This window comes from Gilliamella sp. wkB171 (assembly GCF_001693755.1).
Taxonomy (GTDB): domain Bacteria; phylum Pseudomonadota; class Gammaproteobacteria; order Enterobacterales; family Orbaceae; genus Gilliamella; species Gilliamella apicola_F.
Genome location: NZ_LYST01000043.1, coordinates 110,699 through 136,828 on the forward strand (window position 1 = coordinate 110,699; position 26,130 = coordinate 136,828).

A 26,130-nucleotide genomic window follows, 5' to 3' on the forward strand; every position below is an offset into this window, starting at 1 on the left:
AAATTGTAAGTATCTTTACAGCTTAATAGCACAGAGTTCTAAAAAATGCCAAACTAAGGGATGATAGTAAAAAAATGATATTGGTTATTATGCTTTTTTAAATAAATAAAGTACTATGTGTTAATTGATTTTTTGTGCTATAAAATAGTTTAGATAAAATGTTATACTAATAAGTAAAACGGTAAACCTAGCTTTTCAAGTGATATTAATTTGTATTTACTAAGAATAACTAAAAAATTTACAGGTGTTATACTCCGTAATCATTTTTATTCAAAAATAGTTTTGAATAATTTGAGTCTATATTTAATTTAATTCTGAGATGGTTATTATGGATAATTTACGTATTGTTCTAATTGTTGTTGCGTCCTTGGTCATTATTGCATTATTGATTCACGGATTTTGGATCAATAAAAAGGAGCGCTCTTCTTTATTTAATTCTGATAAAAGGAAGAAAAACCAGCAAAATACTCAACAGTATGAAAATAGCTATATCGATGATATAGAAGAAGATGATGTGATATTAATCACACCTAAAAACAAAAAAAATAGTGAAAGTGTAGATAAAAACACACCGGATGAACTCGTTCAAGAAACCATGCCTAAGCAAGAGGATCTATTTGTTAATAATAATCATCAAGAGCCAACAACACAAGCGCCAGTTTCTAAAGAGCCAAATATAAACTTGAATCATGATCTATTTGACGATGAACCGTCAAAAGTTGAAGCTCAACCTGATGTATCAATTGAAAAAGCTGATGCTAAACGGGAAGATAAAATTCAACCGGCTACACAAAAAACAAAACAAGAAAAACTTAACATCAATAAAAATGATGAAGATAAAACCGAAATCATTATCTTGAACATTAAAGGCATCAACGGTAAGTTATTGCAAGGCGATGTTTTATTAGGCAGTATTATGCAATCAGGGTTTCAATTTGGCGATATGCGAATTTTCCATCGGCATGTTGACCCTGCCGGTAATGGTCCAATACTCTTTAGTTTGGCAAATATGGTTAATCCAGGCTATCTCGATCCTGAAACCATGCATGAATTTACAACGCCAGGGGTTTCAATTTTTATGGTTGCACCGACTCAAGGTAACAATCAACAAAACTTTAAACTGATGCTTCAAACTGCCCAACGTATTGCTGACGATGTTAATGGTGTTGTGTTAGATGATGAACATCATATGCTGACACCGCAAAAAATTGATAGTTACAAAGAGCGTATCAAAAAAGCGTGTAACGAAATTTAATCCCAACGTCTTTTCAGTAATGATTCTTCAATACCACCTTCAATGTAATTTGAGGGTGGTAATTAAAACTTTGAACAGCTCATAAAATTGGCTGTTTGGAAATAATAATTGTCTTATCTGACAAAATCAGAGTAATAGGAATGTGATAATCTTTTAACGCTCATGTATTAATTTAAGAGTCGAACACTATGCCATTATCAAATAAACCCGAAAATACTGCACACCAAACTATACCGAATGAAGATATCAAACAACAAATAGTATCATTACGTGCTTTAATTAGACATCACGAATACTGTTACTATGTTCTTGATACCCCTGAAATCCCGGATGTGGAGTATGATAAATTATTCAAACAACTTCAATCATTAGAAAAGCAATATCCGTCGCTAATTACACCTGACTCACCCACCCAGCGAGTAGGCGGTAGTCCGTTAGGGCAATTCTCAACGATTAGGCATCAAATACCAATGTTATCGTTGGATAATGTATTTGATGAATCGAGTTTTCTTGCCTTCAATAAACGAATTAAAGACCGATTGAATTTACCGGAAAACCACTCTGTTGAATATTGCTGTGAATTAAAACTTGATGGATTAGCGGTAAGTTTACTCTATGAAAAGGGTAAATTTGTTCAAGCGGCAACACGTGGTGATGGCACAACAGGGGAAGATATTACAGCTAATGTTAAAACAATTAAAACGATTCCTTTAGTGTTAATTGGTGACAATATCCCTGAGCGTTTGGAAGTTCGAGGCGAAGTGTTTATGACACATAAAGGATTTGAAAAACTCAATGCCGATTCGCAAAAACATAATGAAAAATTATTTGCAAACCCTCGTAATGCCGCAGCCGGATCACTACGACAATTAGATCCTAAAATTACCGCTAAAAGACCTTTAACCTTTTTTTGTTATGGGGTTGGTATTGTTGAAGGTGCTACGTTACCCGATACCCATTATCAACGTTTGATGCAGTTTAAGGCATGGGGATTACCCGTTAGTAATAAAGTTGAAATTCGCCAAGGCGCACAAGCTGCGCTAAATTATTTTAATCAGGTTGGTCAAGAAAGAATGTCACTTGGGTTTGACATCGACGGCGTTGTGATTAAGGTTAACAGTATTTCATTACAAAATGAGCTTGGCTTTGTAGCCAGAGCACCGCGTTGGGCAACAGCATTTAAGTTTCCGGCGCAAGAAGAAGTGACGCAATTAAAAAAAGTTGACTTCCAAGTTGGAAGAACCGGCGCGATAACACCAGTTGCAAGATTAGAACCTGTTTCAGTTGCCGGCGTTATTGTCAGTAATGCTACCCTCCACAACAACGATGAAATAATCAGATTAGGCATTCGTGAAGGCGATTATGTTACAATACGTAGAGCCGGAGATGTTATTCCCAAAATTGTCTCGGTAATACTAGATCGTAGACCCACTGATAGTAAAGCCATCACCTTTCCAACTCATTGCCCAATTTGTGGCTCGTTAATTGTTCGAGATGAAGGACAAGCGATATCACGCTGTGCGGGTGGATTAATTTGTCCAGCTCAACGAAAAGAAGCGCTTAAACATTTTGTTTCACGCCGAGCGATGAACGTTGATGGTATGGGCGATCGACTCATTGAGCAGCTTGTCGATAAAGATTATGTTAAAACACCTGTTGATCTCTATAAATTAACACTGCCAATTTTATGCTCTTTAGATAAAGTAGGCGAAAAATTGGCTAATAACTTATTAAATGCATTAACCACATCCAAAAATACGACATTAAACCGTTTTATTTTTGCATTGGGTATTCCTAATGTGGGTGAAGTAACGGCTGAAAATTTAGTTAATCAATTAGGTGATTTAAAAGCGATTGAAAGTGCTTCACTTGAACAATTACAAACCGTCAATGATATTGGTGCAGTAATTGCCGAAAGTATTATTGATTTCTTTCAAGAACCGCATAATCGTGATGTCATAACACAATTAACGAGCGATGAAATCGGTATTCATTGGCCTGCGGTTTCCCCACAATCTCCAATTAGTAACATCGATTCACCATTTTTAGGTAAAACTGTGGTGCTAACAGGTACATTATCGAGTTTAACCCGTGATGAAGCAAAAGATAAATTAAAACAATTAGGCGCTAAAGTGGCGGGTAGCGTATCTAAAAATACCGATATTGTTGTTGCTGGTGAATCTGCCGGTTCTAAATTAGACAAAGCACAACAGCTGGGTATAACAATCATTGATGAGCAAGAGTTTATCAATTTACTTAATGAATAAATAACAAATATACTGGCATCTACTTCACTATTTATTGAAAATAGTGAAGTAGCAAAAACTAAGGAGAATGTCATGCCATTATTAGATAGTTTTAAAGTCGATCATACTAAAATGAAAGCACCTTTTGTCCGTATTGCTAAAACAATGAAAACGCCTAAAGGTGATGATATTAGTGTATTTGATCTTCGTTTTACTGTTCCCAATAAAGAGTTATTGCCAGAAAAAGGCATTCATACATTAGAACATCTATTTGCAGGATTTATGCGCGATCATCTTAATAGTGATAAAGTCGAAATTATTGATATCTCGCCAATGGGATGTCGAACCGGATTTTATATGAGCCTTATTGGTAAACCAGATGAATCATTAGTGGTTGATGCATGGCTAAAATCTATGCATGATGTTTTAAAAGTTGAATCACAAAAACAGATCCCCGAATTAAATGAATATCAGTGTGGGACTTATAAAATGCACTCATTAGATGAAGCGAAAGTAATTGCAGATAAAATTATTCAGTCAGGAATTGGAATTTGCAATAATCATGATATTGCATTAACTGAAGAACAACTCGTGAAAATTAATCAATAAGGAAATAATATGCCAAACGTTGTTATTGACTTTTTAGAAGGTCGCACTATAGAACAAAAAAGAGAAATGGCTAAACGTGTAACCAATGCTATTGCCGAAACTCTAAATTGTAAGCCTGAAGCAGTCCAAATTATTATGCACGAAATTTCAAAAGACCAAATTGCGAATGGTGGCGTTTTGCGGTGCGATAAAGATTAATTAAACCCAAAACTCAATTTAAAAATGACAAGCCTTGTCATAATTTAAGCACACTATCCATATTTAATATAAAACCTTAAAGATCATTGTGTTTTTAAGGTTTATCTAGTCTAAATCTTTAGCAACGTTTGTAATATTTAACATGATATAAAATACTTAGTGATTGCAATGAAGGTGAAGTAAATGCCCCATTTTACTGACTTTGGTTGCCAAATAGTGCTCATTATTAGGATTTTCACCCACTTCTAACGGCACCCTTTCAGTAATTTTTATGCCTGCTTGTTCAAGCACTCTTATTTTTTCAGGATTATTGGTTAATAGTCTAATATCAGATACACCAAGTAATGTTAGCATGTCTGCGCAAAGCGTAAAGTCACGTTCGTCAGCAGCAAAACCCAGTTGTTCATTAGCTTCTACTGTATCTAGTCCTTGATCTTGCAGTGCGTAAGCGCGAATTTTATTAAGCAAACCAATATTTCGACCTTCTTGACGATGATAAAGTAAAATACCCCGTCCTGCTTGTGCGATCTGTTTTAAAGCCGCCTCTAGCTGAAAACCACAATCACAACGTAAACTAAATAGCGCATCGCCAGTAAGGCATTCTGAATGAATTCTTGTTAATACAGGCTGTTTATTTGCAATATCACCCAAAACTAACGCCACATGATCCTTGCCAGTTGCAATTTCTTCAAATCCCACAATAGTGAAACATCCCCATGGGGTTGGCAGTTTTGCTTGTGCAACAAGTTTTAATTGCATCATTATCTCCGTATTGAATAAAACTTAAATAGAATTTTTTAAAAAACTCTCTTCCATGCTAAAATATATAGCAATTTGTGCTTAATTGAGTTTTTAAATGGGGTTAATAATAAAAAAAACAATAGCCACACTGGCTATTTTCTTAGTTATACCTTTAGTCATTATAGCTATAAATTGGCATTGGCAACCAGAATCATTAAATAATACATCCCAATTTTTTTTCGTCATAACAGAAACGGCAAGTTTTCCTTGGGCAATAATAACATCATTCGTTTTTTTTATCCTGTTTTGCTTATTATTAAACATTAAAACGACAAAAAAAATAGTATTAATAGGAATACTTCTTGTGGGTGCAATATTAACTGGGCAAATGATTAAAGCTGTTATTAAATCTCAAACAGCAGAATCTCGGCCCTATGTATTATGGATGAATAAACAATATCAATTGAGTGATGATAAATTTTATTCGTTGGCTAAATCGGAAAAAAAACAACTCATTGATCAGTTATTGACTAATTCCAACATAATCCCAACATGGTTACGTCAACATTGGCAAAACGAAACAGGTTATTCATTTCCATCAGGACATACTTTATTTGCAGTAACATGGGCCTTTTTAGCAGTGACATTATTAGGCTTTAAACGCCATTATATTGTGGTCTATATGTTGATTATTTGGGCATTATTAATTGAAATTAGTCGATTATGTTTGGGTATGCACAGCCCAATTGATCTGTTGTGTGGTATTTTAGTTGCTTGGATCATTTCATTAATTTGCTATTTTTATGCACAAAAATATCATATAGTAGATAACTGATAATTAGCGTAAACAGTGTTGAAAAAATATTTGAGAATAACGCTCATTTTAAATAACGTTAAAATAATAAAAAGGTTATTATTATGAAATTTATTATATCCATTCTATTGATAATTATTATTTTTACCCTATCTATTTCGATAGGTGCATTCAATGATGAAGTGGTAACATTTAACTATTTATTTGCTAAAACCGAATTAAGATTATCAGTTTTATTGGCTCTATTTTTTGGCTCTGGCTTTATCGTTGGAATGATATTAACAGGAATTTTCTTTATTAAATTAAAACTACAACATTCTTCAACAAAACGTAAATTAAGTAAATTACAAAAAAAATATGATGATAGTATAGCTGATCATCAAAAAGATAATTTAATTAAACATCATCAAGAATAAAATATTATGTTTGAATTGTTATTTCTATTATTACCTATTGCTGCCGCTTATGGTTGGTATATGGGCGATAGAAATGCTAAACAAAAATATGCAAATCAATCAAATCGACTATCTCGAGAATATGTAGATGGTCTTAACTTTCTTTTATCTAACCAAAAAGATAAAGCTGTCGATCTGTTCCTCGATATGCTTAAAGAAGATGAAGGCACGTTAGAAGCGCATCTGACTTTAGGCAATTTATTTCGTTCTCGTGGTGAAGTAGATAGAGCGATACGAATCCATCAAGCATTAATGGAAAGTTCATCCCTCTCTTTTGAACAACGATTACTAGCCATTCAACAACTTGGGCGTGATTATATGGTTGCAGGTCTTTATGACCGCGCTGAAGAGATGTTTTTACAACTCATTGATGAAGAAGATTTTCAACAACATGCTTTACAACAACTTATTTTTATTTATCAATCAACCAGTGAATGGATTAATGCAATTAATACTGCCACCAAGTTGGTTAAGCTTGGCAATACAAAATACAAAACAGATATAGCTCAATTTTATTGTGAGTTAGCTTCGCTAGCTATTGCCAATGAAGACCTTGAAAAAGCGTATAGTTTATTACAAAAATCGGCAGCAGCCGATGCTAAGTGTGCTCGAACCTCACTGATGTTAGGCCGTGTATTGATTGTGCAAAATAAAATTGAACAAGCAATTGAATCATTCAAACAGATACTTGAACAAGATAAAGCCTTTATTGGTGAAGCTTTACCTTTATTAAAAGAGTGTTATCTTAAATTAAATAAAGCAGATGAATTTGAGCAATTTTTGCAATTATGTGTTGATCAAGATTCAGGCAATGTTGCTGAACTAATGCTTGCCGATATCATTGAAAAAAAGAGAGGTCTTGATGCAGCCCAGAACTATATGTATCGAGAATTATTAAAACACCCTAATTTAAAAGGGTTTTATCGTTTAATGGATTACCATGTTGCCGATGCCGAACAAGGTCGAGCAAAAGAGAGCCTATTATTGTTACGTAATATGGTAGGTGAGCAAATAAAAATCGTACCGAATTATCGTTGTCAAAAATGTGGATTTACGGTTAATTCAATTTACTGGTTATGCCCTGGTTGTCGTTCATGGTCTACCATCAAACCTGTTCGTGATTTTGAACAGCATTCTGAAAAATAAAGAGTTTTTTATGTTTTTAATCGATTCGCACTGTCATTTAGATAGTTTAGACTTTAATACTAAGTCAATTGAGCAAGTACTACAAAAAGCAACTGAAAATGACGTTAAACACTGCTTAAGCGTAGCAACAACCTTATCTGGTTATGAATCAATGAAGCGCTTACTGACACCTTATATTAATCAATGTTCTTTTTCGTGTGGTATTCATCCCCTTAATCTTGATGACGAACCTTATGACGCTAACCGCTTCGAAAATTTAGCCAAAGAAGAGAATGTTGTCGCATTAGGTGAAACAGGACTTGATTACTATTATCAGCAAGATAATCTAGAGCTTCAACAACATAATTTTATTGAACATATACGTCTTGGTAGAAAGCTTGGCAAGCCAATCATCGTCCATACCCGAAATGCCAGACAAGATACATTAACAATCTTAAAAGAACAACACGTCCATTCAGGTGTGTTACATTGTTTCACCGAAGATATTGATACGGCAAAAAAACTATTAGATTTAGGTTTTTATATCTCTTTTTCAGGAATTATTACCTTCAAAAATGCCGAAGCGTTAAGAGAAGTGGCAAAATTTGTGCCATTGGATCGTATCTTAATCGAAACTGATTCCCCCTATTTAGCTCCAGTACCTTATCGTGGTAAAGAAAACCAACCGGCTTATGTTCGGGAAGTCGCGCAATATTTATCTGCATTGAAAGGTGTTTCTTTAGAAGAAATAGCACAACAAACTACCGATAATTTTTGTCAATTATTCAATCTTCGAGGGAAGTTAAATGAAATATAAATTAGCTATTGATTGGGATGATTTTTTAACAAACTATTGGCAAAAAAAACCCGTTATTTTACGAAAAGCCTTTGCTGAGTTTGTTGATCCAATAACACCCGATGAACTTGCTGGACTTGCAATGGAAGAAGAGCTAGATAGCCGGATTGTGACGAATAAAAATGGAAAATGGGATGCTAAATTTGGTCCTTTTACGCATTACAATGATCTCGGTGAAGATCACTGGAGTTTATTAGTGCAAGCGGTAGATCATTGGCATGAACAGGCAGCAACTTTAGTTGAACCATTTAAGTGTATTCCTCACTGGCAATTTGAAGATCTTATGATTTCTTATGCAACAAAAGGGGCTGGCGTTGGGCCGCATATTGATAACTATGATGTTTTTATCATTCAAGGTATGGGACGTCGACGTTGGCAAGTTGGCGAGCGTAATCCTAACTACAAACAGTTTAGTGCTCACAAAGCGCTATTACATGTAGAAGCTTATCAGCCGATTATTGATGAAGAAATCACTGCCGGTGATATTTTATATATTCCAATCGGCTTTCCACATAATGGTGTATCAATTGGCGAATCACTAAGTTATTCAGTCGGCTTTAGGACGCAAACTTCACAAGAATTATTAAGTGGCTTTGCTGATTACGTTATTGATAATTTACCAAATGGGATTTTTTATCAAGATCCAGACTTAAAATTACCAAGCGATCCTTATCGTATCGAGCCATATGAGCTAGAAAAACTACAAGGGCAAATGATCGACCTCATCAAAAACCCAGACTTATTCAATGACTGGTTTGGTAAGCACATCACAATGCCTATGCATGATCTCAATATCATCCCAGCTGATCCCGCCTATGAGCTAGATGAATTTGAAGAAATTCTAAAATCTGGTGCTGAACTACATCGTGTACCGAGTATACGTATTGTAAAAATAGAGGATATGGCTTATATCAATGGTGAAAAAATACCCTTACCAATGGAAACCATCGACCGATTATGTGAAACCGATGTACTTCACTACGAACAATTACAAGATGAACAGACCCTAAATGTCATGTTAAAATTGGTTAATCTTGGTTACTGGTATTTTGACGAAGAGTAAGTTTTGTTCAAAAACTATTGGCTAAAAAAAGCCACCCGAAAAAACTGCAAAATGGCGAAATTATCGGCTAATTTGTCTAAAAAATTAGATAGTTATAAAATTTAACCAAATAATTTCGCCTTAATAAAAATAAACAAAATAAAACCGACTAATTTCGGCTTTTCATTTGGATTTTTATTACTTTTAAGTATATACTTGCCCCGCTTTTTAATACCCGCCTGTTTAATGATGAATTACATCATAAATGCTTTTTATTAGTGAACGATCTTTTTAACAACTAGAGGTACACATGAATAATGAAACAATCCTAGTCAAGCAAGCCGAAAGTGAAAACCAGAAAATAACCCCATATCAAAAAAAGACGCTTTTCGCATCTACAGTTGGTTATGCATTAGATGGTCTAGACATGATGATTTTAGGTGTTTGTTTTAGTCTCATCGCTGCGACCTATAATCTGACAAAAGCAGACCTTGGTACTTTAACCTCATTCACGCTTTTAGGCGCGGTAATCGGCGGTATTTTATTTGGCATACTCGCTGATAAATTTGGTCGGGTAAGGGTTTTTTCTTGGACTATTTTAATTTTCTCTTTATTTACTGGACTTTGTGCACTCGCCCCTAATTACGAATGCTTTTTAATTTTTCGATTTTTAAGTGGGCTCGGTCTTGGTGGTGAATTTGGCATTGGTATGACGCTTGTTTCAGAAAGTTGGCCTAAAAGCAAACGCTCAAGAGCAACCTCTATTGTCGCATTAGGCTTCCAATTAGGTATTATCTTAGCAGCACTAACAGTCAACTTTATTGGTGAAATTTATGGTTGGCGCTGGGCTTTTGCGATGGGAGTATTGCCTGCATTATTTGTTGCTTGGACCCGTAAAGGACTAAAAGAACCCGAAATTTGGCAAAATTTAAAAGATCAAAATAAAAATAAAATCGCAATTAACAAGTTATTTAAAACACCAAAAACGACAGCCACTACTATTGGTTTAACCATAGCCTGCGCGGTACAGAATTTTGGCTTTTATGGACTGATGGTTTGGATGCCAAACATGATTGCAACTGAATTAAAATTACCGTTCAAAAACACTATGTTTTGGACCATCTCAACAACGATTGGGATGTCATTAGGGATTTTAATCTTTGGTTGGCTATGTGACAAATTTGGTCGACGCCCTTCTTATATTGTTTTTTTACTGGTTTCTGCAATATCGATTTGGTTTTACTTTCATCAAACAGATATGGTGATCCTGATTATATTTGGTTCTGTAATTGGCTTTTTTGTCAATGGAATGATGGGCGGTTATGGCGCATTGCTTGCTGAACACTACCCAACAGATGCAAGGTCAAGTGCCGAAAACATTATTTTTAATGTTGGACGAGGAATTGCTGGCATATCGCAAGTTTTGATTGCTTATTTAGCTACTGTTTATTCTATAAGCTATGCCTTAGCGTTACTTTCCACCGCTTATTTACTTTCTGCAGCTGCATTTATCTTTTTAATCCCCGAAACAAAAGGTAAAACATTAGAATAATACAAAAAACAGGGCTATTGCCCTGTTTAAATAACTTATAAGATTAATCAAAAAAATATTAATTAGTGTTACATGAAGCAGGGGTTAATGTTACGCTAAATACCTTTTCATCATTAATATAATAGCTATGAACGGCACCATTAGGAAATGCATCTCTGAACTCTTTAATTTGTTGATTATTCGAACAGTAAACCTTTTTCAAGCTTTCAGTTGTCATTTTTTCAGTTTCAGGGATTTGCAATGAATCTTTAGATACATTAATGGTATAACGATAATTAATTACATCATTATCTTTAAAGATATCAACTAAGCTAGTATTTGAATCAACTTTAGCTGGGAGTACTTTTTTTGCCTCACTAATAACTAAATCTTGTAATTTAGTAAGATCAGCTTTATCAGGCGTTTTTACCTTATTACTATTATCACAACCGAACAAAACAACACACATTAATGCCATTGAAGTGATTTTTAAGAATTTCATATAATATATTCCTTAGTTATTATTTAGTTGATTATAAATTAGATAGTTCTATAAACGTATATAGCGCATTTTTTATATTATTGCCACTAAATTTATGTACAGACAATAAAGTTATTGAATATTCTTCGCCAACACATAAAACTTGTAACACATTAATTGAAAAAAGCGACAAAAAGCTAACAGGCTTTTACTAGTGATAGTTACCCCATCGATTCATCTATGAAAAACATAACTAATTTTTTCTCATAGCCATTTTTTAAAAATTAAAGCGTAACTTGCACTGTTGAGCGATTTTTTCAATTAACTATCTACATAAAAAGGGCTTTAATTCGCCCTTTTAACATAAAATTACCCATAACTTTACAATGATTTGCAACCATTGAAAGCATTATTTATTATCGCACTCACTTGGTTTTAACGTTAACGTTAATGCTTTATCGTTATTGATGTAATAATTATGAGTCTCCCCTTGAGTAAAAGCAGATCTTATTGCGCTAATGCCAATATCTTTACTGCAATAGAAAGTTTTCAATTTAGCCAACATTGCATTTTGATTAGCCTGAGCTTGTAATGCATCTTTAGTGAGGTTGTTTACCGAATATTTATAACTAATACTATTATCGTCTTTCGCAACATCGACTAAAGTGACATTTTGATCGACATCTGAAGGTAATTTTTGTTTTACTGCTTTGATAATAAGATCTTGAGCAAGATTATAATTACCGTCCTTTATTTGATTTAAAATATTTTCTGTTTCTAACTTCGTTTTTTCATATAGATCTTGAGCTTTGTCACCCACGGCCGAACTCGTGTCTACCACTTGTTGCTTAATATCATCCATCTTAGATTTTGAATCATCACAATTAACTAAAAATAACCCCATTATTGATAAAACGATTACTTTGTATGTTTTCATTATAAAACCCTTTTAAATATGGTGAATTGTTGAATATTTCTAATGCCTAAAAATGGCGGCATCTAAATAATTTAATGTTCATAAAACTCATTGATTAAACTTCAATTGTTAGTGGTTGATAAACCAATCCGCTAATCATGGCTGTTATGGATTAATTAGTGTGATAACCACCTGTTACACCATAAGTTTCGGCTGTAGTATAACTAGATTCTTCGCTTGCCAAATGTACATAAACGCCACACAGTTCAACAGGTTGTCCAGCGCGTTGTAAAGGTGTTTGTTTACCAAATTCTGGAATGGCTTCACTTGGTTGTCCGCCGCAAATTTGTAATGGCGTCCAAACAGGTCCGGGAGCAACACAATTTACGCGAATGCCTTTACTAGCCAATTGTTTAGCCAATCCGCGAGAGAAGGCAATAATAGCAGACTTGGTTGAAGCATAATCAAGAAGATTTCCACTCGGTTGGAATGCTTGAACTGATGAGGTAGTAATGATTGTTGAGCCTGGTTTTAAATAATTTAACGCCTCTTTAACTACCCAAAATAATGAAAATACGTTTATTTCAAACGTTTTTACAATTTGCTCAGTGGTCAATTTCGCAATATCTTCGACTGCAGTTTGTTTACCAGCAACCAATGTTAAGTTATCTAATCCACCAAGCTTATCATGCGCTTGTTTAACCAGTTTTTTACAAAAAGATTCATCACTTAAATCACCTGGAATCAATACCGCTTTGCGGCCAACAGATTCAATTACTTTAGCTACATCCTCAGCATCCTTTTGTTCAAACGGAAGATAGTTTATTGCTACATCAGCGCCCTCTTTAGCATACGCGATTGCCGCAGCACGACCTATGCCAGAATCCCCACCGGTTACTAACATTTTTCGACCGGCTAAACGTTGGTGTCCTTGGTAACTTTTTTCACCACAGTCAGGAATGGGTTTCATCTCACATTGAAGCGCGGGAGCGGTTTGTTTCTGCTTTTGAAATTTTGTATGATGATATTTTGTTGTTGGATTACAAATTTGTTCACTCATCGTTTTTTCTCCTAAGTTAAATACGTTTATATAAAAACCAAAATAACTTAAATAAAATTATTAAAATAAAACAAAATACTATTTCGAAAAATTATGCAGTAAATAAATTAAATATATGTGATGGAAAACTTACTATTTGTTTTTATATCATCACCCTTATGTAGGAATGGGAATATTGGGTGAATTGTTACAGATAGCTATCCTTGGCAGGTTAATAGGACCGTGAATAATATTAAACGTTGAATTATTTATTGGCTAAATATTATTCTTTTTTAGTCTAGCAAATAAATTAATATTAAGCCAGATATAACCAATTACATTACCTTGTTATGATTTGAATTCGTCAGTTTATTAAAACTGAAATGTTGTATATTAAGCATAAATATACTATCTGTCTTTCTGTGTAGTAATTAGACGTGACCGATTTAATCTTCATCACAGTCATCAGGTTGTATTTCAACTATGATTATTTCTTGATCATCAATATAATAATGATAGTTTGCGCCATTTGGAAAAAAATGCTTTAGCTGTTTCACTTCATCATTATCACTACAATAAGTTTTAAGCAATTTATCACGAATCGTATCTTGAGTTGTTGGCAATAAGAGAGCATATTTAGAGATATTTTTTACTTCGTATTTATAATTAATAACGTTATCTTTTTTGTAAATATCGACCAAAGTGGTAAGCGCATCAACAAATATGGGTAATTTTTTTTTAACAGGATTAATGACTAAATCATCAACTGTGCTATTTTCCTTTGATGATGAACTAGTATTATTATTCTCATTTGAAGGTGAATCATTTTTCTTATTATCACAATTAATTAACAAACAACACATTAATAGCAAAGCAATTATCTTAAAATTCGTCATATTTGTCTTTCCCTTTTAATTACTGAATAACCGATACTTTTGTATATAAATTTTATGCAGTCTTCTTTGAAAAGATAATGAAGAACGTTAGAAAATATTGTTAATAAAACAGCGATAAAACATCGCTAAAATAGCGCATTAATCTGATTGAAAAATAATTATTAGAATTACTTAGTTTTGGTTCTGAAATAATGTTTAATTAATAATAACATTTAACACTGTATCGCTAATCGATAAAATCGCTGCTTTATAATTTGTGACTAAGCTAAAAGTTAACTATAAACGACTATTATTGATGTGTGACAAAAAATTTTTACTGTTTAAACTGATCTTATATTAATCTATTTTTATTTTATTGAATAGAGACAACAATTCAATTAATTGATCGTATTCGATGACGTTATTGTTACCTCGTTTTACCAAAAATTTTCACAAGCTATACTCATTAATTAAAAAAAAGTTGCACTTTTTTTAAAAACGAGTATTTTGTTAAAAATAACTTTTTGAAAATGACATAATTTTAATATATAAGCTTATGAACTTTTTACGTAAAAACGTCCTCATTAATATCCTAGTCAGCGTGGTCATTATTCCTGCGCGGGGGCGTTTTTCGATGTAAAAATATGTTTATACATAGAATTAAAACCCCCGCCCCCAAAAGCGGGGGTTTTTTTATGAATAATAAATGAGCTGAATAAAATAAGTGAGGAAGAAATGTTAGGAACACAGTGGATAGTAAAAACCTTAAAAGAAAAAGGCGTCACCACCGTTTTTGGATATCCTGGTGGACAAATTATGCCTCTTTATGACGCTCTTTATGATGGTGGTATTGAACATGTTTTATGCCGCCACGAACAAGGTGCGGCTATGGCAGCCATAGGCTATGCTAGGGCCACCGGCAAAATTGGCGTTTGTATTGCAACTTCTGGACCCGGGGCAACCAATATTATTACCGGACTTGCTGATGCGTTGATTGATTCGGTTCCGATTGTTGCCATAACAGGGCAAGTTCCAAATAAATTAATTGGTACCGATGCATTTCAAGAAGTGGATGTTTTGGGATTATCATTAGCTTGCACTAAACACAGTTATTTAATTGATCAAGCAGAAAACTTACCCAACATTTTAGAAGAGGCTTTTTATTTAGCTAATTCAGGCAGGCCAGGACCAATACTTATTGATGTTCCTAAAGATATTCAGCTTGCAGATCTTAATTATCAAAAATATTTATCGCCAATCACAACTCAACGTAATCTTACTAATACTTCAAAATCAAATATCTCCCCTGCTGACATTGAACTTGCTAAAACCATGATATCCCAAGCTAAAAAACCCATGCTATATATTGGCGGTGGGGTTGGCTTATCTGGCGCGATTGATGAGCTTAGACAGTTTATGAATTTTACTCAAATACCAAGTGTATCAACACTTAAAGGTTTGGGCGCTGCTGATATTAATAACCCTTATTATCTAGGGCTAATTGGTATGCATGGTTCAAAAGCAGCTAATTTAGCTGTGCAAGAGTGTGATCTATTAATTGCTTTAGGTGTAAGGTTTGATGACCGGGTCACTGGCAATTTAAATGAATTTGCTCGACATGCCAAAGTGATTCACATCGATATTGATCAAGCTGAAATTAATAAATTAAAGCAAACCCATTTAGGATTACAAGGTGATATTAAAAACGTTTTACCACTGATTCATCAAACTGTTACGATAGATGACTGGCATAACAAAATTCAAGAATTGAAAAACCTATATCCAACTCGTTATGATCATCCTGGCGATCCAATTTATGCACCAGCATTATTAAAAATACTATCTGAGCGAAAATCACCCACTACAATTGTAACAACCGATGTCGGTCAACACCAAATGTGGACGGCACAACATATGCAATTTAATGATCCCAAAAATTTTATTACCTCAAGTGGACTCGGCACCATGGGATTTGGATTACCTGCGGCAATTGGCGCTCAACTCGCCAGACCTAATGACTGTGTAATTTGTATTTCTGGTGATGGTTCTATCATGATGAATATTCAAGAACTCACTACAATTAAACGTAAAAAGTTACCGATAAAGATTGTTTTAATTGATAATCAACGTTTAGGTATGGTTAGGCAATGGCAAGAGTTATTTTTTAACCAACGCTATAGTGAGACTAATTTATCTGATAACCCCGATTTTTTAATGCTAGCCAAAGCATTTGATATAGAGGGTGAAAAAATAACAAAAAAATCTGAAATTGAACCAGCAATAACTAACATGCTCAATTCGCCTAATGCTTATTTATTGCATGTTTGCATTGATGAATTAGAAAACGTTTGGCCATTAGTACCACCTGGTGCATCTAATGAAAATATGTTAGATAAAAAGGGAAACAATAAATGATGAATGAAAGAACGAAACAGCAAATATGCATAAAAGCTTATGACAATTTAGGGGCGCTAGAGCGTATTTTACGTGTCATTCGTCATCGTGGTGCGCATATTGAAAACTTAACAATGCAAATTGAAGATCAACATATTTTTGCCTTAGTGTTGACATGCACCACAGAACGCAGCGTTTCAGCTTTATGCAATCAAATTAACAAATTAGTGGATGTGATTTCAGTTGAAATATGAATTTGTTTCATCGATAACTGTCGATGAAAGAATAATTAAAAATAATATAGATATATTTAGAAAGTTAAACAAAGTTAATAGTATAATGCTTGACCTTTAAAAGAATAAAGATAAAGCAACATACTTGCTTAACAAAAAGTAAAATTGAGAGGAAAACAAAATGGGTACTACAGCGAAATCTGATTATATTTGGTTGAATGGTGAAATGGTTCCATGGGCTGATGCAAAAATACATGTCATGTCTCATGCTTTGCATTATGGTACCTCTGTTTTTGAAGGTGTGCGTTGTTATAACACACATAAAGGCCCGGTTATCTTTCGTCATAAAGAGCATGCTCAACGATTATTAAATTCAGCCAAGATTTATCGTTTTCCTGTCCCTTATACGTTAGAAGAGATCATGGAAGCAACACGCCAAGTCATCAAAAAAAATAATCTTGAAAGTGCATACATCCGCCCTTTAGTCTTTATTGGTGATGTTGGCATGGGCGTTATTCCACCAGCCGGCTACAAAACCGATGTGATGATCGCGGCATTCCCATGGGGAGCTTATCTTGGTGAAGATGCCTTAGAACAAGGTATTGATGCAATGGTATCATCATGGAACCGTTTTGCACCAAATACTATCCCAGCAGCGGCTAAAGCGGGAGGGAACTACTTATCGTCACTACTAATTGGATCAGAAGCTCGAGCTAATGGCTTCCAAGAAGGGATTGCGTTAGATGTAAATGGTCAGCTTTCTGAAGGTTCAGGCGAAAACCTATTTATCGTAAAAGACGGCATATTATTTACTCCATTACTATCATCATCAGCACTTCCGGGAATCACCCGTGATGCTATCATCACACTTGCACGTGATCTAGGAATTGAAGTACGTGAACAAACACTTTCACGTGAATCACTATACCTTGCTGACGAAGTATTTATGACAGGTACCGCGGCCGAAATCACACCAGTACGTAGTGTTGACCGAATTCAAGTTGGTATTGGTCGTTGTGGCCCAATCACAAAACAAATCCAACAAACTTTCTTTGGTTTATTCAACGGTAAAACCGAAGATAAATATGGTTGGTTAGATCCAGTTAAATAAACGTTATTTTTCTAATCCACTAATTCATTTTAGTGGATTGGCTATTTAAAATTACGATACAAAATTATCAACCGATAGGAATCGGTCGCTACATAAAAAATTGGGAGCAAGAAATGCCTAAATATCGTTCAGCCACCTCTATAGAAGGTCGCAACATGGCGGGTGCCCGCGCTTTATGGCGTGCAACAGGCGTAAAAAATGAAGACTTTGGTAAACCCATTATTGCGGTGGTTAACTCATTCACACAATTTGTACCTGGCCATGTTCATTTAAAAGATATAGGTCAGCTGGTAGCAAAAGAAATTGAAGCATGTGGTGGCATTGCCAAAGAATTTAATACAATTGCTGTCGATGACGGTATCGCCATGGGGCATGGTGGTATGCTTTATTCATTACCATCACGAGAATTAATCGCTGACTCTGTAGAATACATGGTTAATGCCCATTGTGCTGACGCCATGATCTGTATTTCAAACTGTGACAAAATCACACCAGGCATGTTAATGGCATCACTCCGTTTAAATATTCCAACGGTATTTGTGTCTGGTGGTCCAATGGAAGCAGGTAAAACTAAACTTTCAGATCAAATTATTAAGTTGGATTTAGTTGATGCCATGATTCAAAGCGCAAACCCAAATGTCAGTGATTCTGACAGCAAAGCTATTGAGGAATCAGCATGTCCAACTTGTGGTTCATGCTCGGGTATGTTTACCGCAAATTCAATGAACTGCTTAACTGAAGCTTTGGGCCTTTCATTACCAGGTAATGGATCATTAGTTGCAACGCACAAACAGCGCGAACAGCTATTTTTAAAAGCAGCTAAACGCATAGTTGAAATCACGAAACGTTATTATGAACATGATGATGAATCTTACCTTCCGCGTTCTATTGCAACTAAAGCTGCTTATGAAAATGCCATGTCTTTAGATATCGCCATGGGGGGGTCAACCAACACGGTGTTACACTTACTCGCCACAGCGCAAGAAGGTGAAATCGACTTTACTATGTCTGATATTGATAGATTATCACGTAAAGTCCCTCATTTATGTAAGGTTGCGCCAAGTACAGCGCTGTATCATATGGAAGATGTACATAGAGCGGGTGGTGTGGTTTCTATCTTGTCTGAACTTGATAAAGCTGGATTACTTAATCGTGATGTTCACAATGTGTTGGGACTCTCTTTACACGAAACCTTTGCACAATATGATATCACCCAAACCAAAGATGAATCAGTGAAAAAAATGTATCGAAGCGGTCCTGCCGGTATTCGTACAACAAAAGCATTTTCACAAGATTGCTATTGGGATAGCTTAGATGATGACCGAGTAAATGGCTGTATTCGCGACAAAGAACACGCTTATAGCCAAGATGGAGGTCTTGCCACACTGTATGGTAACCTTGCAGAAGATGGCGCAATTGTTAAAACAGCTGGCGTTGCGGCTGAAAACTTAGTATTCCGCGGCCCTGCTAAAGTTTACGAAAGCCAAGAAGATGCGGTTGATGCAATCTTGGGAGGGCGAGTTGTTGAAGGTGATGTAGTTGTAATCATCTATGAAGGACCAAAAGGTGGACCTGGTATGCAAGAAATGCTTTACCCTACCAGCTATTTAAAATCAATGGGATTAGGCAAAAAATGTGCACTTATTACTGATGGTCGTTTTTCTGGTGGTTCTTCTGGTCTATCCATTGGTCATATTTCACCTGAAGCGGCTAATGGTGGATTAATAGGATTAGTCCGTGATGGAGACATTATCGATATTGATATTCCAAACCGTAAATTAGTGTTAGATGTTCCTGTATCTGAACTTGAAAGACGTCGAGTGGCTGAAATGGAACGTGGCGATAAAGCCTTTACGCCTCATGATCGCGATCGCTATGTATCATTTGCCCTTAAAGCCTATGCCAGTTTAGCAACAAGTGCCGACAAAGGCGCGGTTCGTGATAAAAGTAAATTAGGTGGCTAATGTGAAAAAAGAAGAGAATAAGCTCACTGGTGCAGATTATCTAAAAGCGACACTTTGTTCAGCCGTATATGATGTTGCACAAGTGACCCCGCTTGAAAAAATGGAAAAGATTTCTTTAAGGTTACATAACCAAATTTTTGTTAAACGGGAAGATCGCCAATTAGTACACAGTTTTAAAATTCGTGGTGCTCAAGCGATGATAGCAAGCCTTACCGAAGAACAGCGCAAACGAGGTGTAATTGCGGCATCGGCTGGTAACCATGCGCAAGGTGTTGCACTATCGGCGAGTAAATTAGGGATAAACTCCCTAATTGTGATGCCATTAACCACCGCTGACATTAAGGTGGAAGCGGTAAAAGGTTTTGGTGGTGAGGTATTACTTTATGGCGCCAATTTTGATGAAGCAAAAGCCAAAGCAATAGAGCTGGTTGAAGAACAAAATCGCGTCTTTATCCCGCCTTTTGATCACCCCTTAGTGATTGCCGGGCAAGGAAGTATTGCTATGGAGTTACTACAGCAAAATGCTAAACTCGATCGCATATTTGTCCCTGTTGGGGGCGGCGGGCTTGCTGCGGGCATTGCAGTATTAATTAAGCAAATTATGCCATCAATCAAAGTGATTGCGGTTGAACCAGAAGATGCCGCATGTTTAAAAGCTGCTCTTGATGCGGGTAAACCTGTCGATTTAAATCGAGTAGGCTTATTTGCTGAAGGGGTTGCTGTTAAACGAATAGGTGATGAAACATTTAGACTTTGTCAACAGTACATTGATGATATTATCACTGTTGATAGTGACGAAATTTGCGCGGCAGTAAAAGATTTATTTGACGATGTGCGAGCAATTGCCGAACCATCAGGTGCAGTAGCCTTAGCAGGTCTGAAAAAGTATGTTGCTAAGCACAATATTTGTGGCGAAAACCTGGCTCATATTTTATCTGGGGCTAATTTAAACTTTCATAGTTTACGTTACGTATCAGAACGCTGTGAACTAGGTGAAAAACGCGAAGTCCTTTTAGCTGTGACGATTCCAGAAAAGAAAGGTAGTTTTTTGAAATTTTGCCAACTGCTAGGTGGGCGTTCAGTCACTGAATTTAATTACCGTTATCATGATGAGCAATCAGCATGCGTTTTTGTCGGCGTAAAAATTACCAAAAGTGACGAAAAAGATGAAATTATGCAGGAATTAATTTCAGCTGGTTATGCTGTGGTTGACTTGACTGAAGATGAAATGGCTAAATTACATGTTCGATATATGATTGGTGGCAAACCATGCAAACATATTGAAGAGCAAGTATACAGTTTCGAATTTCCTGAATCACAAGGTGCACTTCTTAAATTCTTGCAAACATTGGGCACAAATTGGAATATTTCAATGTTCCATTATCGCAGCCATGGCACGGATTATGGAAGAGTACTTGCCGCTTTTGAAATCGATGAAAGTAGCTATAATCAGTTTAATCAACATTTAACCGAACTCGGTTACGATTTTCATAATGAAACGCACAATCCATCACTTAAACTTTTCCTTACAAATCAATCGTAATTTTTAATAAAAATATGGATTACCCAAAAAATTATTGGGTAATCCTATTAAGATAACATTAAAGTATATTTGCTTGAATTTAACTCATTTTAACAACAACAAATGAAAAATTTAGCTAAATTTTAATTGTCTATTTTAAAGTAAAAATATCATCTGTTACCTATTGATTCCCATAATTATTCAGTGCATATTAGTAGAATGTTTATGCAACAATTTTCAAGTCTAGTTAGGATGTGAATAGGGATGTTTGTCTTCTAATTCATTATTATTAATCAATAGGATATAACTCAATTTTGTTAATTATTATAGATGGAAAATAGTTATTTTCATCTAATGTTTATGCAAAAAGATGAGTTAAGAAAGTAACACTTAACAACATAAGGATGATTCATGATAAAAATTGCAGGTGCCCGTAAATTTTATTTATGGCTAGTTGCCATTATTTTATTAGCGAGCGGTTTATTTTGTACAATTTATGGATTTAAATTGATCGCACTAGGCGGTAGCTGGTATTTTGCGATTATGGGGTTAGTACAAATAATCACGTCGCTTTTATTATTTAGACAAAGCACCAAAGGGGCTTGGCTATATGGTTTAGCTTACGCACTAACTCTAATTTGGGCTTTATATGAAGTTGGCTTACAATTTTGGCCGCTTTTCTCACGTTTAATGGTATTTACTGGTTTTGCAATGCTTATTGCATTTGCCTATCCAATGCTTGAGAAAAAAGAAACTGGCGATACGACTGCTGGTAATGGCGGTTATAAATTGGGTATATTTATTTTAGTCTTAATGGGCATTGCCCTTGGCTTTATGTTCAAAGAACATAATGTTATTACAAATCCCGTCCCTTTAGCCAATAATAAACTCGATCCAAGTGATGCGCCTATAGATTGGAAGCAATATGCTAATACGACTAAAGGCACACGTTTTTCAGGTGCAGATCAAATCACTAAACAAAATGTTAAAGATCTCCAAGTTGCTTGGACTTATCACACAGGTTATATTCCTTCTAATAGTGGTTCAGGTCCAGAAGACCAAGAGACACCTTTACAAATTGGCGATAATGTCTATTTATGTACACCAACAAATGTTGTCATCGCTTTAGATGCCGATAGTGGAGAGCAAAAATGGCGTTATGATCCTAAAGCGACTTCACCTAACTGGCAACGTTGCCGTGGATTAGCCTACTATGAAGACCAAAAAACGTTAGATGATGCGAGTAATAATGCAAAGGCATGTTCAGCACGTATCATCATGAACACAATTGATGCTAGGTTAATGGCTATTGATGCAAATACCGGTAAATTGTGTGAAGACTTTGGCGAACAAGGCGTTGTTGATCTGAAAAAAGATATGGGTGATATTCCTCCGGGTTATTATGAGCCAACTGCTGCACCTTTAGTGGCGAAAGATGTCATTGTTGTGGGGGGCCGCGTTGCTGATAACTTCTCAGTTAATGAACCTGGTGGTGTTGTTCGTGCTTTTGATGTCCATTCAGGTAAATTAGTTTGGGCATGGGATCCAGGCAATCCAAACATAACAGATGTTCCGCCAGCTAATGAAACCTATACACGCGGCACAGTAAACGTCTGGGCGACGACAGCTTACGATCCAGAACTTGATCTTGTTTATGCACCAACAGGTAATGCAACACCTGATTTTTTCGGTGGCTATAGAACAAAATACGATGATGAATATAACTCATCAATTGTTGCGCTAGACCGTAAAACGGGACAAATTCGCTGGAAATTTAGAACAGCTCATCATGATTTATGGGACTATGACTTACCATCACAACCTTTACTCTACGATATTCCTGATGGAAAAGGTGGCGTTACAAAAGTTATCGTCCAAACAACAAAATCAGGTCAGATCTTCATGTTAGATCGTCAGACCGGTGAACCTGTTGCTGAAGTTCAAGAAAAACCTGTAGCAAAAGGTGATGTAGCAGGTGAATATTACTCCCCTACTCAGCCATTCTCAGTAGGTATGCCATCAATTGGTAACGAAACCTTGACTGAATTTGATATGTGGGGTGCCACACCTTATGATCAATTACTCTGCCGAATTGACTTTGCCGGTTCTGTCTATCATGGTTTATTTACACCACCAAATATGACCAAAACTTTGCAATATCCGGGATCATTAGGTGGCATGAACTGGGGCAGTGTCGCGGTTGATCCACAAACCAACTTAATGTTCGTTAATGATATGCGAATTGGTTTAACTAACTGGATGATCCCTCAAGATAATATCCCTAAAAATGCTAGCGGTATTGAAATGGGTATTGTGCCACAAAAAGGGACACCATTTGGGGCGATGCGTTTAAGATTTACCTCTGCGTTAGGTGTTCCATGTCAAAAACCACCTTACGGAACCATGACAGCCATCGATCTTAAATCTCGACAAATTGTATGGCAAAAACCTTTAGGTACAGTTATGGATACAGGTATTTTAGGCATCCCAATGCATTTACCTGCGCCAATTGGTATGCCAACCATTGGTGGACCAATGGCAACTAAATCGGGTCTTTTATTCTTTGCTGCAACGCAAGACTTCTATCTTCGTGCATTTGATTCTGTGACAGGAGAAGAAATTTGGAAAGCACGTTTACCCGTCGGTAGTCAAGGTACACCAATGACCTATGTATCACCTAAAACAGGTAAACAATATATTGTCATCTCAGCAAGTGGAGCAAGACAATCACCAGTTCGTGGCGATTATGTTATTGCTTATGCTTTACCTGATAAAAAATAGTTGTTAGCTAAAATAGTTTTAGCTTCATGATAACTGCCATTATATCGTATAGTTTCATCGATATAATGGCAGATAAAATAAGATAACAATGATTCTATTAAATATAAACAGTCTAATCAAACTGTTCTATTTAATTAAAACACAGACCTTTTCCGAGACTGATTGGCGAAATTGCCGCTATCACAAAATCTATTTTCAATTATTTCTATAATTTTAAACAATTCTCCCATTGCTAAATGCTTTAGTCTTGATCAATAAAATAAATATGAATTTTTTGCTAAAAGTAATGTCATAATTTGTTTGAATAAATGAATAGTAATTCAAATATGTCATTGCAGAAAGATAAACTTATTACGTTATAATGATATAGACTTTACAGCATGAATTTGAAATCTTCACGGATAAAAATGGATTTTATAGGGAAATGAAAAAAATAGTTTCAATCTTATATTTAGCGATGTTTTATTGTTTTACTCTGTTTAACACTCATGTAGTGTTTGCCGATGATAACTCATTTAATCATAGAAAGCATTTTGATTCCTTCGATGACTTCTATCAAAGTTTACCTGTTTTATCTATGCCTATTGATAGCAATAACACTGCCAATGGAATATATGTTGATAGCAAATTTTTTCATTTCGATGATGATGATTATCGCTATTATGATAAACCAACTGTTCAAACCGACAATTATTTTACGCTAACAGATCTAAAAGCGATTGGTCGCTTTGAAATGGGTGATATCAAATTTATACTCTATGAGTTAACTTTTGATAGTATAGGCGAAGGTATCAACGAAGATATCAAATTAATTAATGCTTTTGACAAAAATGGAAAATATCTAGATGAATTAATGATAGCGGGAAAAACTGGACATGAAGATCACTTGTTTTTCTTTTCATCCACGATTAAAGATCAACTATTTCATATTAAACTAGACGCAGTTTATGAACTTGGTTATGTAGCAGAAGTTAAAGACAATATCTATCAATATAAACAAACGATTAATTTAACTTATCAATTTCATGACAATCAATTTTACTTACAAGCCCCTCCTGTTAACTGTCAAACTAAAAATTTAAAGCAATATTTGAATAAACTTACCAAACAACAGTTTGCCGATGTTGCTGATATCGTGGCTTTTAGCAACTATATTGATTGTTATCCGGTATCCGAAAATTTGCAAACATATAAACAAATAGCTAATTATATTAAAAATTCTATTCATTATTTTCTAAGTTCTGCTGAATTGAAAACATTGCAAAAAAGAATTGGTATTATTGAGGATTAAGTATGTGTTTACCTACTTTTAAATATCATCCCAACGCTTATCAGCTAGACATTTTTAGTCAAAAAGATGGGATTTGCTCGGTTTGTCATAAAATTCGTTCAATAAAATATGACTTACCCCTTTATAGCCAAGAAGAGCCTAAATATATCTGCCCATGGTGTATTGCTGATGGTTCTGCGGCAAAAAAATATCACGGTCAATTCAATGATGGTTACGGTATAGATGAGCTATCGCCTGAAAAGCTTGAAGAGCTCATATTAAAAACACCAAGTTATTCATCATGGCAGCAAGAAGTATGGTTAACGCATTGTAATGAGCCTTGTGCATTTATCGGTTATGTAGGATTTGCAGAAATTATCCCCTATTTTGATGAGATTAAAAATGATATTGATTACCCAGAGGAGTTATTAAGAACGTCATTATCTAAAGATGGCTCAATGACTGGTTATCTATTTGAGTGTATTCAATGTGGTAAGAAAAGATTGCATATTGATTGTAACTAACGAACATAACTACACACCATTTTCATGAAGTTAATTTACCCAATCATCAAAAATCAAATGGTACAAAACGATGAAGCCGATTTATCAATCGGCTTAAAATAGAATCAAACAGAAGACTTATCGATATCGCTCCGTTGCTGATAAAAGC

At 35.2% G+C, this 26,130-nt stretch carries 23 protein-coding genes; 18 read left to right on the forward strand and 5 right to left on the reverse strand.

All coding sequences use genetic code 11. From position 1 onward, the window contains the following. Window positions 1–328 precede the first annotated feature (328 nt). The 4 genes from zipA to A9G03_RS06605 all read left to right on the forward strand — a co-directional run bounded on the left by zipA (window position 329) and on the right by A9G03_RS06605 (window position 4,308). Window positions 329–1,255, forward strand: a complete 927-nt coding sequence (gene zipA, locus A9G03_RS06590) for a cell division protein ZipA (RefSeq protein WP_179854748.1) — start codon at window positions 329–331, stop codon at window positions 1,253–1,255. Window positions 1,256–1,443: 188 nt separating this feature from the next. Next, on the forward strand, window positions 1,444–3,522 hold the full coding sequence (gene ligA, locus A9G03_RS06595) for an NAD-dependent DNA ligase LigA (RefSeq protein ID WP_065634897.1): 2,079 nt from the start codon (window positions 1,444–1,446) through the stop codon (window positions 3,520–3,522). A 72-nt stretch (window positions 3,523–3,594) separates the two neighbouring features. Beyond that, a complete protein-coding gene (gene luxS, locus A9G03_RS06600; protein ID WP_065634898.1) occupies window positions 3,595–4,110 on the forward strand; it encodes an S-ribosylhomocysteine lyase in 516 nt (171 codons plus the stop codon). A gap of 9 nt (window positions 4,111–4,119) precedes the next feature. Then, window positions 4,120–4,308 (forward strand): 2-hydroxymuconate tautomerase, encoded by a 189-nt coding sequence (locus tag A9G03_RS06605; RefSeq protein WP_065634899.1) that lies wholly within the window; start codon window positions 4,120–4,122, stop codon window positions 4,306–4,308. 156 nt (window positions 4,309–4,464) lie between these two features. Here the strand turns inward: A9G03_RS06605 and ribA are convergent, their stop codons facing one another. Beyond that, the gene (gene ribA, locus A9G03_RS06610) at window positions 4,465–5,067 is read right to left on the reverse strand and encodes a GTP cyclohydrolase II (protein WP_065634900.1); all 603 of its coding nucleotides are present in this window, start codon (window positions 5,065–5,067) and stop codon (window positions 4,465–4,467) included. 346 nt (window positions 5,068–5,413) lie between these two features. On the opposite strand from ribA, the gene A9G03_RS06620 reads away from it, so the two are divergent. The 6 genes from A9G03_RS06620 (at window position 5,414) to A9G03_RS06645 (ending at window position 10,893) form a co-directional block, all read left to right on the forward strand. Further along, window positions 5,414–5,884, forward strand: a complete 471-nt coding sequence (locus A9G03_RS06620) for a phosphatase PAP2 family protein (protein ID WP_065634902.1) — start codon at window positions 5,414–5,416, stop codon at window positions 5,882–5,884. 83 nt (window positions 5,885–5,967) lie between these two features. After that, complete coding sequence (locus A9G03_RS06625; protein WP_065634903.1) at window positions 5,968–6,279, forward strand: LapA family protein; 312 nt, start codon at window positions 5,968–5,970, stop codon at window positions 6,277–6,279. A gap of 6 nt (window positions 6,280–6,285) precedes the next feature. Beyond that, the gene (lapB, locus tag A9G03_RS06630; protein WP_065634904.1) at window positions 6,286–7,464 is read left to right on the forward strand and encodes a lipopolysaccharide assembly protein LapB; all 1,179 of its coding nucleotides are present in this window, start codon (window positions 6,286–6,288) and stop codon (window positions 7,462–7,464) included. Between the two features lie 10 nt (window positions 7,465–7,474). Then, complete coding sequence (locus A9G03_RS06635) at window positions 7,475–8,260, forward strand: YchF/TatD family DNA exonuclease (protein ID WP_065634905.1); 786 nt, start codon at window positions 7,475–7,477, stop codon at window positions 8,258–8,260. Continuing rightward, the gene (locus tag A9G03_RS06640) at window positions 8,250–9,362 is read left to right on the forward strand and encodes a ribosomal protein uL16 3-hydroxylase (protein ID WP_065798760.1); all 1,113 of its coding nucleotides are present in this window, start codon (window positions 8,250–8,252) and stop codon (window positions 9,360–9,362) included. The genes A9G03_RS06635 and A9G03_RS06640 overlap by 11 nt, the downstream gene beginning before the upstream one ends. Window positions 9,363–9,651: 289 nt before the next feature. Continuing rightward, entirely contained in the window at window positions 9,652–10,893 is a 1,242-nt protein-coding gene (locus A9G03_RS06645) for an MFS transporter (protein ID WP_065634907.1), read from the forward strand. A 58-nt stretch (window positions 10,894–10,951) separates the two neighbouring features. Here A9G03_RS06645 and A9G03_RS06650 read toward each other — a convergent pair whose 3' ends face one another. The 4 genes from A9G03_RS06650 to A9G03_RS06665 all read right to left on the reverse strand — a co-directional run bounded on the left by A9G03_RS06650 (window position 10,952) and on the right by A9G03_RS06665 (window position 14,204). Next, window positions 10,952–11,374, reverse strand: coding sequence for a hypothetical protein (locus A9G03_RS06650; RefSeq protein ID WP_065798761.1), 423 nt, complete (start codon window positions 11,372–11,374; stop codon window positions 10,952–10,954). Window positions 11,375–11,762: 388 nt separating this feature from the next. Next, on the reverse strand, window positions 11,763–12,290 hold the full coding sequence (locus A9G03_RS06655; protein WP_065798762.1) for a hypothetical protein: 528 nt from the start codon (window positions 12,288–12,290) through the stop codon (window positions 11,763–11,765). A 151-nt stretch (window positions 12,291–12,441) separates the two neighbouring features. Beyond that, the gene (locus A9G03_RS06660; protein WP_065634910.1) at window positions 12,442–13,329 is read right to left on the reverse strand and encodes an SDR family oxidoreductase; all 888 of its coding nucleotides are present in this window, start codon (window positions 13,327–13,329) and stop codon (window positions 12,442–12,444) included. Window positions 13,330–13,754: 425 nt separating this feature from the next. Next, a complete protein-coding gene (locus A9G03_RS06665; protein WP_065798763.1) occupies window positions 13,755–14,204 on the reverse strand; it encodes a hypothetical protein in 450 nt (149 codons plus the stop codon). Window positions 14,205–14,918: 714 nt separating this feature from the next. Here A9G03_RS06665 and ilvG point away from each other — a divergent pair. The 8 genes from ilvG to A9G03_RS06705 all read left to right on the forward strand — a co-directional run bounded on the left by ilvG (window position 14,919) and on the right by A9G03_RS06705 (window position 25,982). Then, window positions 14,919–16,598, forward strand: a complete 1,680-nt coding sequence (gene ilvG / locus A9G03_RS06670) for an acetolactate synthase 2 catalytic subunit (RefSeq protein ID WP_065798764.1) — start codon at window positions 14,919–14,921, stop codon at window positions 16,596–16,598. Further along, window positions 16,595–16,831 carry an acetolactate synthase 2 small subunit gene (ilvM, locus tag A9G03_RS06675; RefSeq protein WP_065634913.1) on the forward strand — a complete coding sequence of 79 codons (237 nt, stop codon included), beginning with the start codon at window positions 16,595–16,597 and terminating at the stop codon, window positions 16,829–16,831. Before ilvG ends, ilvM begins: the two co-directional genes overlap by 4 nt. A gap of 160 nt (window positions 16,832–16,991) precedes the next feature. Further along, window positions 16,992–17,921: a branched-chain amino acid transaminase gene (locus A9G03_RS06680; RefSeq protein ID WP_065634914.1), complete on the forward strand. Its 930-nt coding sequence runs from the start codon at window positions 16,992–16,994 to the stop codon at window positions 17,919–17,921. A gap of 113 nt (window positions 17,922–18,034) precedes the next feature. Further along, the gene (gene ilvD, locus A9G03_RS06685) at window positions 18,035–19,885 is read left to right on the forward strand and encodes a dihydroxy-acid dehydratase (RefSeq protein WP_065634915.1); all 1,851 of its coding nucleotides are present in this window, start codon (window positions 18,035–18,037) and stop codon (window positions 19,883–19,885) included. Between the two features lies 1 nt (window position 19,886). Next, a complete protein-coding gene (gene ilvA / locus A9G03_RS06690) occupies window positions 19,887–21,428 on the forward strand; it encodes a threonine ammonia-lyase, biosynthetic (RefSeq protein WP_255307745.1) in 1,542 nt (513 codons plus the stop codon). Window positions 21,429–21,818: 390 nt separating this feature from the next. Then, on the forward strand, window positions 21,819–24,188 hold the full coding sequence (locus A9G03_RS06695; protein ID WP_065798765.1) for a membrane-bound PQQ-dependent dehydrogenase, glucose/quinate/shikimate family: 2,370 nt from the start codon (window positions 21,819–21,821) through the stop codon (window positions 24,186–24,188). Window positions 24,189–24,612: 424 nt separating this feature from the next. Next, complete coding sequence (locus A9G03_RS06700) at window positions 24,613–25,479, forward strand: hypothetical protein (RefSeq protein ID WP_065634918.1); 867 nt, start codon at window positions 24,613–24,615, stop codon at window positions 25,477–25,479. A 2-nt stretch (window positions 25,480–25,481) separates the two neighbouring features. Continuing rightward, window positions 25,482–25,982 (forward strand): CbrC family protein, encoded by a 501-nt coding sequence (locus A9G03_RS06705; RefSeq protein WP_065634919.1) that lies wholly within the window; start codon window positions 25,482–25,484, stop codon window positions 25,980–25,982. Window positions 25,983–26,130: the final 148 nt, after the last annotated feature.